Source organism: Streptomyces sp. NPDC005808 (assembly GCF_042871385.1).
GTDB lineage: Bacteria > Actinomycetota > Actinomycetes > Streptomycetales > Streptomycetaceae > Streptomyces.
Window position 1 is genome coordinate 57,081 of sequence record NZ_JBIAIK010000001.1, and the last position, 10,999, is coordinate 68,079.

Genomic DNA, 10,999 nt, shown 5'->3' on the forward strand with positions numbered 1-10,999 from the left:
CTTACGGGGCGCACCCGGCACTGAAAGCGACCGCGTCCCAGGTCCCGCCCAGCCTTGGCGCGAGCCAACTCGGCGCCCACGCACGGAAGTCCGCGGGCTCGATCGCCCCCGTCCCCTCCGGCACCGCTCCGAGCAGTGGAGCCTCCGCCACCACCGGAAGGTCCGCGAGATTGCAACGGGACGCCAGGTCCGGCTCGTTGGGCCAGCTGCCGATCACCACTCCGGCGAAGTCCAGCCCCCGGCGGCGCAGTTCCCGTGCCGTCAGCTCTGTCGTGTTCAGCGTGCCCAGGCCCGCCGACGCGACCACCAGTACCGGCGCGTTCAGCAACCGTGCCGCGTCCGCCAGCGTTCCGCCCTCGTCGTCGAACCGTACGAGCAGTCCGCCCGCCCCCTCCACCAGGACCAGGTCGTGCTCGGTGGCCAGCTTGGCCGCCGCGTCCGCCACCTCGCAAGGCCGCACCGACGCGAGACCGGCCCGTCGAGCGGCCGTCGCGGGCGCCAACGGCTCGGGATACCGGGCGAGTTCGAGCGTGGTCACGGCGCCCGCGAGCCGGGCCACCTCGTCGGCGTCGCCGCGCTCGTGCGGACGTACGCCGGTCTGCGCGGGCTTGAGCACGGCCACGGAACTCCCGGCCGCAGCGGCTGCTGCGGCGACGGCGGCTGTGACGATCGTCTTGCCGACCTCCGTACCCGTCCCCGTGATGACCAGGATCGTCATGTCATCCCTCCCGTGCCGCGGCGCACACCGCGCGGGTGATCCGTGCCAGGTCGGCGTCGCCGGTGACGTACGGCGGCATCGTGTACACGAGGTCGCGGAACGGCCGTAGCCAGACCCCCTCGCGGACGGCGGCACGCGTCGCCGCCGCCATGTCCACCCCGTGATCGAGCTGGACGACACCGATCGCCCCCAGGACACGTACATCCCGAACGCCCGGCAGATCGAGGGCGGGCTCAAGGCCCTCCCGCAGGCGCGCCTCGATCCGCTTCACCTCGGTCCGCCAGTCCTGCCCGAGCAGCAGGTCGATCGAGGCGCAGGCCACGGCGGCCGCCAGCGGATTGCCCATGAACGTGGGCCCGTGGGCCAGCACCGGGACCTCGCCCCGTGAGATGCCGTCGGCGACCCGCGCCGTACACAGCGTTGCCGCCATCGTCATATAGCCGCCGGTCAGCGCCTTGCCGACGCACATCACGTCCGGCGTCACGCCCGCGTGCTCCGCCGCGAACAGCGCGCCCGTGCGCCCGAAGCCGGTCGCGATCTCGTCGAAGACGAGCAGCACGTCGTGCGCGTCGCATGCCTCACGCAGCACTCGCAGATAGGCGGGGGAGTGGAACCGCATCCCGCCCGCGCCCTGCACCACCGGCTCGACGATCACGGCGGCCAGTTCGTCGGCATGCCGCTCGATGAGCGAGCGGAGCTGGTCCGCGTAGGACTCCTCGTACGAGTCCGGCGGTGCGTCCGCGAAGATCTGCCGCGGCAGCACGCCCTGCCACAGCTCGTGCATCCCGCCCTCGGGATCGCATACGGACATCGGCTGCCAGGTGTCCCCGTGGTACCCGCCGCGCCAGGTCAGCAGGCGCTGCTTGGAGGGGCGGCCGAGCGAGCGCCAGTGCTGAAGGCACATCTTGACGGCGACCTCGACCGAGACCGATCCGGAGTCGGCGAGGAAGACGTGCTCAAGCCCTTCGGGCGAGATATCGACAAGTCGCTTTGCCAGCCGTACGGCGGGCTCGTGGGTCAGCCCGCCGAACATGACATGGCTCATGCGTTCGAGCTGGCCGCGCGCCGCGTCGTTGAGCACGGGGTGGTTGTAGCCGTGGATGGCCGACCACCAGGACGACATACCGTCGATCAGCTCGCCCGAGCCGTCCGCCAGCCGCAGCCGTACGCCGCTCGCCGACTCCACGACGAGCGGTTCCTGCCGGCCCGGCATCGGCCCGTACGGATGCCACACATGCCGCCGGTCGAGATCGAGCAGCTCGCGTACGGACCCGGGCGCGGGCAGGTCAGGCATTGGGCGCGAGATCCGTTCCGGCACCCCGGCGGCGTACGGCGACCAGGTCCGTACGCGCCTCGGCGGGCGTTCCCGCGGAACCCGAAGCGGCAGTAGCGGCCGAAGCCGCACCGCACGTGCCACCGCCGCCGCCCTCGTGCGAGCCGCAGCCCCCGCCCGCGGCGACCCGGTGCTCCGGCAGGGTCACCTCGCCCGCGCCCTCCACCTCGAAACCGGCGTCCGCGATCATGTCCAGGTCCGCCTTGCCGGCCTGGCCCTCGCTGGTGAGGTAGTCGCCGAGGAAGATCGAGTTGGCGAGGTGCAGGGCGAGCGGCTGCATCGTGCGGAGGTGGACCTCGCGGCCACCGGCGATACGGACCTCGGCGTCCGGGCAGACGAACCGGACCATCGCCAGGATCCGCAGGCACCTCTGGGGCGTCAGGTTCCACTCCTTGGCGAGCGGGGTGCCCTCGAACGGGATCAGGAAGTTCACCGGAACGGAGTCGGGGTCCAGCTCGCGCAGCGCGTAGACGACATCGACCAGGTCCTCGTCGCTCTCGCCCATGCCCGCGATCAGGCCTGAGCAGGCGGACAGGCCCGCCGCGTGCGCCTTCTGGACGGTGTCCACCCGGTCGGCGTACGTATGGGTGGTCGTGATGTCCCCGTACGTCCCCTCGGAGGTGTTGAGGTTGTGGTTGTACGCGTCCGCGCCCGCCTCGCGCAGCCGCTCGGCCTGGCCGTCGGCCAGCAGACCGAGGCACGCGCACACCTCGACGTTCTCGTTCCCGGCCTTGATGGCCTTGATCGTGTCGGAGACCCGGTCCACGTCACGGTCGGTCGGACCGCGTCCGCTGGCCACCAGGCAGACCCGCTTGGCGCCGCCGGCCAGGCCCGCCGCGGCGGCCTTGGAGGCCTCGTCCGGCTTGAGCCAGGTGTACTTCAGGATGCCGGCCTTCGAGCCGAGCCGCTGCGAGCAGTACGAGCAGTCCTCGGGGCACAGACCCGACTTGAGGTTGACCAGGTAGTTGAGTTTCACCCGTCGGCCGAACCAGTGCCGGCGCACCTTCCCGGCCGCGGCCACCACGTCGAGCACGTCGTCGTCGGAGGTGGCCAGCACGGCCAGAGCTTCGTCACGGGTCGGCAGCTCGCGCCGAAGCCCCTTGTCCACCAGCGTGTTCAGCAGGTCCATGAGGTCCGATCCTGACGTATGCGACCGCTCGCGGCCAAGGAGAGTTTGCACAACAGCCGCGGTTCGCCGTGTGGGGTATGTAACACGACCACCCCAGTACGTAGGGTCCACGGAGAGCATGGAAGACCAGGTCAGAGGCCTAAAGTCCGCATCTCGCCGCCGATTTGGTGACAGACATGAGTGAGACGAAGGGGCCAGTGGATCAGTATGGAGGGTTCCTACAGAGCGAACGAGCCATGCACGCGGCAATCACGCTCCGCAGCACGCTGGACGGGTTGCCCCCTCGAAACGAGTGCCCCTCGATACGAGTGCCCCCTCGAAATCGAGCGGACAACCGGATATCTGAGAGAACGGCTCGCTGAGCATCCCGTTACCGGCTGTGGCCGGTGGGCTGGTCGGTAGCCACAGAGACTCTGTACGGCTCTCTGAGACGCAAAGGAACCCCCGGCGTTGCTGGGTTCCTGTCTGTGTGAAGCCCCTTCAGGGGCTCTCTAGGTGGTTCACGGCCGTAACGCGGAGCGGCCGCCATACGGACGCGTAAGTAGTCATCAGGAAATGCAGGCGCATGGAGGTGGCCGACTTGGTGACCTATTTCAACGAGCAGTTGGTGGCGGAGTATCGCTACCCCGAGGTTCCTCATGCACGTATGCACGACCTCGCGACGTACGTCGAACGAGGTTTCGGGCACGGCTTCACGGCCGGCCAAGATCGACACAAGCCGGAAACCCTGCCCGCACCTCGGGGAGGGCAATGAGACCAACCGCTGCGGTGCTTTCTTGACGGTCCGCCGACGGAGTCGGTGGACCGTTTTCGTGCCGTGGACTGAGGCTGAGCAGGCCGAAGACCCGAGCGCCGCCTCGGGATGGCGCCGGATTCCACTGCTCCGGGTGTTGAGGTGCTGTCGAAGGGACGGGGAATTCGCTGGTCAGCCAGGGTCCGGCAGTTGGTTGAGCCGGTCGAGGGCCGCGGCGATGTGACCGGTCCAGGGCCAGTGCCGGGCCAAGCGGAGGATCCGTCGGCGACCGGTGATCACGAGCTGTCCGGCCGCGATGAACAGGCGGAGCCGTAGTCGGCGGGGCTCCCAGCGCCTGGCCTTTCCTGTCAGAGCGAGCATCGGCATGCATGCCAGCAGGTCGAGAGCGATCTGCACGATCTCCAGCCAGACCCGGTTCTGGGCCGTGCGGTGCAGGGGCAGATTGCGCAGGCCGGTGGCCCGGGCGCCGCGGATGCGGTCCTCGGCCCGGGCCCGCAGCCGGTGACGGAGTTCGAGTTCGGCGATCGGCCGGCCCAAGGTGTTGGTGGCGAAACAGGTCAGCCGCATGCCGTCCGCGTCCGTGAGACGCAACTGGGCTCCGGGGTGCGGTCGTTCCTTCCTGACGATCAGCCGCATTCCCTTGGGCCAGCCGTCTTGGACGTCGCCGGTGAGTTCGGCGACCCAGGCGCCGTCGCGGACCTCGCCGTCCGCCTCGACGGCCGCCGTCCAGACCGATGCCGGAACCTTCAGCACCTGCTGGTGGATCGCCTCGGTGATCACCATGCCGACCGAGTAGGACAGCCACCGTCCCCGCCGGGCGAGCCAGGCGACGAAGTCGTGGGTGCCGCCCGCGGAGTCGGTGCGGATCAGGGGCTGGCGTCAGCGCCGGTACTTCTTCGGCAGCTGGGCCAGGGCCAGTTGGGCGGCGGTGATGTGGTCGGTGGCCGTGTTCGATCCTGCGTTGCCTGCTCTGAGCAGGGCCGCCACCGGTTCACCCGTGCCGCCCGGTCCGTGGTCGACGAACCCCATCAGCGGGTGGTGGCCGTAGGTTCGCTTCCACGTGGGTGCGGCGTCCTCCTTGTCCGAGTGCGCGATCACCAGCACCCCGTCGAGGTCCACGGTCACCGTCCCGCCCGCGTCAGGCGCTTCCCGTCCGGCCAACCGCCAGACATGTCGGCGGACTTCAGCCCGCGCGGCACGGATGGCCCGCAGGGCCTTCTCTCCGGAGGTGGCCAGGGCCTCGATGAGGCGGGAGACCGTCGGGTCGGAGGCCACCGGACCGAACACGGCCGGCCCGGCCCGCAGCATGGCGACATCCGCGAGGCAGTCTCCGCCCAGCGCGACCGCCCAGGGCCAGGTCCAGCAGGATCAAGCCTCGGACACCCCACCTCGTGAAAGCGCGAGACTAAGGGACGTAAGACGCCGGTTCCTCGCGTTCACGGCGCAATCAAGATTCCCGACAGAGTCGCTCACTGTTCGATCGACGTGCTGCTCAACTCGGCGGAACCCTGGTCATGGGCCGACGGGCAGCAGGATGCCTCCGGTGAGGTGGAGGAGTTCGGTGACTGTGGTGGGGAAGACGGTGTGGGGGGTCCCGGCGGCGGCCCAGAGTCGGGGGTAGTCGCCCAGTGCCTCATCGACCACGGTGGGAAGCGGCTGTGGGTGGCAGACGGGAGCCACGCCTCCGATCGCCTGCCCGGTGGCTTGGCGTACCTGTTCCGGGGTGGCACGCCGGAGCTTGCCACGTCCCCACCGGGTGGCAAGTGCCGTGACGTCCACCTTGTGCCGACCGCTGGTCAGCACCAGCACCGGTTCGTCGTCCGAGATGAAGACGAGGCTGTTGGCGATCGCGCCCACATCGCAGCCGAGGGCCGCGGCTGCGTCGGCGGCGGTGCGGGTCGACTCCGAGAGCTCGCGCACCTCGCTCACGATGCCCGCCGCTGCGAGGGCGCGGGCCACCTCCATGGTGCGAACGGGGAGGGACGTGCCGTCCAGGGGCGCCATGCTGACTCCTTCGTGCGGTGGCACCTTCGTGCGTTCCGTAAACAGAACGTTCTGTTTGTGGAACGGTAGGACCCTCGGGGCGATCGGGCAACTTCCCTGGGCGAGGAGTGGAGGCGCCATGGATCTGACTCGCGTCGGCTTGCGTTTGCGGGAGTTGCGCGAAGCGCAGGGTCTGACCCTGTCGGAACTGGCTCGCAGGTCCAGGATCGGCAAGGGGACACTCTCGGAATTGGAGAGCGGTCGCCGCAACCCCACTCTGGAAACGCTCTACGCGGTGACGACGGCGATGAAGGTCCCACTGAGCGCCGCGCTGAGTGATCTCGCGTCTTCCGCCCAGATCTCCGGTGACGCGGTCGACGCCGTCCTCGTCGAGCGGTTCGAGGCCGACGCCTCGGTCGCGGAAACCTACCGGGTTCGCATCCGTGCCGGGAAGAGGCAGGAGTCCGCACCTCATGCGACCGGCACGACAGAGCACATCATCGTCTTCGCCGGCACCGCACGTGTTGGTGCACTGGGTGCGCCTGCTCTGATCGGCCCCGGCATGCACGGCAGTTGGGCCGCCGACCTCGGGCACCTGTATGAGGCGCCCTGGGGAGACGTCGAGGCCCTGCTGGTCGTGCGTTACCCACAGTGATGCTCCACCGGCTCCTGCTTCGGCAGGTTTCCGGCTTCTCGTGAGGGGCTTCGCCATGGGCGGGAGCGGGCTTCGCCCCGGTTTCGCCGAGGTGTGGGCAGCCGGGGGCCGCCCCGTCCCGGTCCGTCTGTGACACACCGTCAAAATACCGGATCGCGCTCCTCCGCAACCCGGTCTCGGATGGTGGGACGCGGGTTGCCCGGCGTGAGAAGGGCTGGCAAGAATTGGGCCGGTGAGCGAAATCGATCATCCGAAGTTACCCAGGGCCGCGTCGGCCACCGCCGTGTTAGCCGGCCTGATCGCGGTGCTCGTGGGAGTCACCAGTTCTGCCGCGATCGTCTTCACCGCTGCCGAAGCGGCAGGGGCGGGACCGCGGGAGCTCACCTCCTGGATGCTGGCCCTCGGGGTCGGCATGGGGGTCACCTGCATCGGTCTGTCCCTGCGGTACAAGGCCCCGGTCGTCACCGCGTGGTCCACCCCCGGGGCGGCGCTGTTGGTGTCCGGCCTGCACGGGGTGACGATGGCTCAGGCCGTCGGCGCCTTTCTGGTCTCCGCCGCACTGATCGTGCTCAGCGGACTGACCGGTTGGTTCGAGCGCGTGATGGGCAGAATTCCGGTACCGCTAGCGGCGGGTCTGCTCGCCGGGGTGCTCGTACAGTTCGGCACCGGACTTTTCGCCAGTATGGACGGCCACTTCGCTGTCGTGTTCTCCATCTTCGCGGTCTATCTCCTGGGCCGGCGGCTGCTGCCCCGCTACGCGATCATCCTGGCGCTCGCCGTCGGTGTCGCGGTCGCGGCCGCACAGGGTTCGCTGCGACCGGGCAGAATTCGGTTCGCCTTCGCCGAACCGGTCTTCACGGCCCCCGCATTCTCATGGCAGGTGATCATCAGTGTCGCGCTGCCACTGTTCGTCGTGACGATGGCTTCGCAGAATCTGCCGGGCGTCGCGGTCCTGCGCGGCGACGGCTACGACCGGGTGCCGGTGTCGCCGCTGATCACCTGGACGGGCTTCACCAATCTGCTGCTCGCGCCGTTCGGCTGCTTCGGACTGAACCTCGCTGCCATCACGGCGGCCATCTGCACCGGGCGTGAAGCACACGAGGACCCGGACCGACGCTACTTGGCGGGGGTCTCGGCGGGACTGTTCTACCTGGCTGTGGGTATCTTCGGCGGAACGGTGGCCTCGCTGCTGACCGCGCTGCCCACGGCCCTGATCCTCGGCATCGCCGGGCTCGGACTGCTGGGCACCATCGGGAACTCCCTGGCCTCCGCACTCTCGGACGAGAGTCTGCGGGAGGCCGCGGTAGTCACGTTCCTGGCGACCGCGTCCGGGGTGACCCTGCTCGGCGTGGGTTCCGCGTTCTGGGGGCTGCTGGCCGGAGCGCTGACCGTCGCGGTGACGCGCGGACGCCACCGTCCGCGTGAAACCGGCACTTCGCAGGAGCAGGCCCGGCCCGCCGCTGTGCCCACGCCCTCCAGCACCACGCCCTCCAGCACCACGCCCTCCAGCACCACGGCCGCCGACGCGCCCGAGTCTCCCGCCGAGCGACCGGTTTCCTCCGCCTTCACTCATGCACGAGCCTCAACTACACGTTCCACAAGGTGAGATGACCTTGATCAGGGGGTCGGCCAAAGAAGACGCGCTCGTAGAGCGAATGGCCGTGCGGGACGCACACCTCACCCCGCCGCCCCCTCGCCCTCTGAACGAGGACCTTCGGGCCCGTTTTTCCGGCGCGAAGTAGTCCCGCCACGAGCCACCCAGTCGGCCGGCAACCGCGACGATCGACGGAGGACACGTTCACGTGCACTCCACACCGTCCATCCAGCGGGCTCTGCATTCCCGGTATCCGGTGCCTCATCGGCGGGACGGCACTGTGCCATGAGCTCCTCGTGAGGGAGGAGAGTGCAAAGGTGAGAGGGAGAGTATAAAGACCAGAGGGGAGGGCACAAAGATGAGAGAGGGATCCGAACGAGTCTTCCGCCGGCTGACTGGCAATGAGCAAATGCCGTCCTGGCGCTCTTGGGGCGTGAAATATGGAAATGGTCACAGTGATGCCTGAACTCTCGGCATTCTCCCAAGTCTTCATAGGTTTGTGCCCGCGCCGTCCACTCTTCGGACACCCAGGTGGCCCGTACGGAAACATGTGGCCAGCGGCAATCCAGTCATCCCAAGTTCCCGCCGTGATCTGCTTGTTCTTTGCGGCAGAAGATGCGAGCATGAATGCAATGACCGTATAACGCTTGTCCTTGTACGGTTAAATGTTCAGGCACCTCTTCCGAGGATCAACTTGACCCTTATCTTCACTGTGTGCGGAACCTCGCACTAGATGTCGTCACTCGCGGTTCAATGGGGGAATTATGTCGGATTTGGATGTACTCGCGCCTGAGGCAATCCGTGTTCTGTCGGGCATTGAACTGGCGTCGAAGGCTCAGCCGGCGCGTCACCGGGCTGCCGGCGAAGCCGCGCCATCTGCCGGTCACGCACCACGGGACCTGGACCGGTTTCCCTGCGCGTCCCGCAGCTCCGCACAGTGCCGAGCCGGCGGTACGGCGCCACGGTCGTGACGGACACCACGACGTAGACCGGTGTCGAACCGGTCCGGCCGGAGCGTCTCGGCCCGTTCCTGTCGCGTTCGCCGGACCAAGATTCTCCTGACCGATGCGCGGATGGCCGCGGTGATCGGTACGTGTTCTCGTCCGGATCGCCAGGCCGTGATGCCGTATTTCCTCGTAGCGTGTCGGACGATCTCGGATCACGGGTGCACCGCCCGGAGCGTTGTCGTGCGCTGAATGGTCGCGCCCTGAAGGGTTGCGCTCGGGATCGGGGTGTCGCCTCGGCACGCTCGGGTGGTCCCGTAAAGATCGACGAATCCCTCGTCGACCGATGACCCGCCGCCGGCGCCACTCGGAACACCGTGAAGTCCGCGGGCTTGCGAACGTCCATTCCTGTGAATTGAAGACTGCCCGGGAAACGTGGCGAAGGTTCTGTTGACGTTACCAAAAGCTGCATGGTGAACTCGGAGACGTCTGAAGGGCTTGCCCCGCAGGAATGCTCGCAGGCTCCCTTTCCCGTGCGGTGCTCCGCATGCGCCGATAAACCCGTACCGCTGTGACCGACCATGCCAGTACTGCCGCTCGCGCACGTTCCTGTACTGCTCATCACAAGAAAGTGGAGAAATGAATCAGATCGCCGAGACCAAGAAATTCTCCCTCAGCGCCGAAGAGCTGGAGAAATTCCAGCGTGACGGATACATCGGTCCGTTCGACCTCTACGAGAAGGAGGAGATGGAGGCGAACCTCCAGGCCCTCCGACCGAAGCTGCTGAGCACCAAGAAGGCCATTTACGGTGACGGCAAGGCCGTCTCCGGCAACACCAACCTGGCGAACTACGACCGCCACCTGGACGTCGACTTCCTCGCGGACCACATCACGCGCCCGGAGATCGTCGACCGAGTCTCCAGCATCCTCGGCCCGGACACCCTGTGCTGGCGCTCGGAGTTCTTCCCGAAGTACCCCGGCGACGAGGGCACCGATTGGCACCAGGCCGACAACTTCTCGAACGTCGCCGGGTCCAAGCACCCGCAGATCGTCTGGCCCGAGGACGCGGACTTCGGCGGGACCATCACCGTCTGGACGGCCTTCACCGAGGCCAACGTCGAGAACGGCTGCCTCCAGTTCATCCCGGGCTCGCACAAGACGATGAACTACGACGAGTCCAAGACCATGGACTACAACCCGGACGCCATCAACAGCACGGAGAAGAACGGTATCCGCCGTGGCTTCTTCGGTCATGACTACCGCCAGCTCCAGAAGGACCCCAACTGGAGCCCGGACGAGTCGAAGGCCGTCTCCCAGGTCATGCGCCAGGGCCAGTTCATCGTCTTCTGGTCGACGCTCATGCACGCTTCGCACCCCCACAGCGGTCTCACCGACCAGATGCGGCTGGGCTTCGCCGGCCGCTACCTGCCGACCTCGGTCAAGGTCTACCCGTACTCCACCGAGCTGGAGGAGTTCGGCGGACAGGCCAGCCTCGCCCAGTTCGGCAACGTCCTGACCTCGGGCCGGGACAGCTACGGCCACAACCGCTTCGTGGACAGCACGGTCAACGGCCACCCGTTCCGCACCAACTGAAAACAGAGGACAGCCACCGTGTCGAACGACGCCCAGAGCACGCGGACCCCGACCCAGCAGGATCTGGAGCAGTGGGTCCTCACCACCTGCCGGGACCTCGGTCTCGCCGTGGAGAACGCCGATGACGACTTCTTCGAGGCCGGCGGCAACTCACTGACCGCGATACGCCTGATCGCCCAGGCGGACGAGGCCTTCGGCGAGGACGCCCTGTCCCCGGACGACCTCTTCGCCCGCGGCGCCGTCCGCGACGTCGCCGCGTCGATCCTCCAGAAAATCCAGGGCTGAGGGAGCCGGCC

At 67.9% G+C, this 10,999-nt stretch carries 9 protein-coding genes and 1 pseudogene; 5 read left to right on the plus strand and 5 right to left on the minus strand.

Annotated elements, in window-relative coordinates; genetic code table 11:
* Position 1: 1 nt before the first annotated feature.
* From bioD to bioB, 3 genes are read right to left on the minus strand one after another with little or no spacing between them, the layout of a single operon-like run.
* Complete coding sequence (gene bioD / locus ACFYPC_RS00260) at positions 2–718, minus strand: dethiobiotin synthase (protein ID WP_388668260.1); 717 nt, start codon at positions 716–718, stop codon at positions 2–4.
* Position 719: 1 nt separating this feature from the next.
* On the minus strand, positions 720–2,012 hold the full coding sequence (locus ACFYPC_RS00265) for an adenosylmethionine--8-amino-7-oxononanoate transaminase (RefSeq protein WP_388668263.1): 1,293 nt from the start codon (positions 2,010–2,012) through the stop codon (positions 720–722).
* Positions 2,005–3,180 (minus strand): biotin synthase BioB, encoded by a 1,176-nt coding sequence (gene bioB / locus ACFYPC_RS00270; protein WP_388668266.1) that lies wholly within the window; start codon positions 3,178–3,180, stop codon positions 2,005–2,007. The genes ACFYPC_RS00265 and bioB overlap by 8 nt, the downstream gene beginning before the upstream one ends.
* A gap of 565 nt (positions 3,181–3,745) precedes the next feature.
* Here bioB and ACFYPC_RS00275 point away from each other — a divergent pair.
* Positions 3,746–3,934, plus strand: coding sequence for a hypothetical protein (locus ACFYPC_RS00275; protein ID WP_388668269.1), 189 nt, complete (start codon positions 3,746–3,748; stop codon positions 3,932–3,934).
* Between the two features lie 171 nt (positions 3,935–4,105).
* On the opposite strand, the pseudogene ACFYPC_RS00280 reads toward ACFYPC_RS00275, so the two are convergent.
* Together ACFYPC_RS00280 and ACFYPC_RS00285 are read right to left on the minus strand one after the other, a co-directional pair.
* Positions 4,106–5,309, minus strand: a pseudogene (locus ACFYPC_RS00280) (IS1380 family transposase); the annotation flags it as partial.
* A 137-nt stretch (positions 5,310–5,446) separates the two neighbouring features.
* A complete protein-coding gene (locus tag ACFYPC_RS00285; protein ID WP_388668271.1) occupies positions 5,447–5,938 on the minus strand; it encodes a YbaK/EbsC family protein in 492 nt (163 codons plus the stop codon).
* 118 nt (positions 5,939–6,056) lie between these two features.
* Between ACFYPC_RS00285 and ACFYPC_RS00290 the strand changes: the two genes are divergently transcribed.
* The 4 genes from ACFYPC_RS00290 (at position 6,057) to ACFYPC_RS00305 (ending at position 10,988) form a co-directional block, all read left to right on the plus strand.
* Positions 6,057–6,572 (plus strand): helix-turn-helix domain-containing protein, encoded by a 516-nt coding sequence (locus ACFYPC_RS00290; RefSeq protein ID WP_388668274.1) that lies wholly within the window; start codon positions 6,057–6,059, stop codon positions 6,570–6,572.
* A 232-nt stretch (positions 6,573–6,804) separates the two neighbouring features.
* Complete coding sequence (locus ACFYPC_RS00295; RefSeq protein ID WP_388668277.1) at positions 6,805–8,178, plus strand: benzoate/H(+) symporter BenE family transporter; 1,374 nt, start codon at positions 6,805–6,807, stop codon at positions 8,176–8,178.
* A gap of 1,571 nt (positions 8,179–9,749) precedes the next feature.
* A complete protein-coding gene (locus ACFYPC_RS00300; protein ID WP_388668280.1) occupies positions 9,750–10,703 on the plus strand; it encodes a chlorinating enzyme in 954 nt (317 codons plus the stop codon).
* A gap of 18 nt (positions 10,704–10,721) precedes the next feature.
* On the plus strand, positions 10,722–10,988 hold the full coding sequence (locus ACFYPC_RS00305) for a phosphopantetheine-binding protein (RefSeq protein ID WP_388668283.1): 267 nt from the start codon (positions 10,722–10,724) through the stop codon (positions 10,986–10,988).
* Positions 10,989–10,999: the final 11 nt, after the last annotated feature.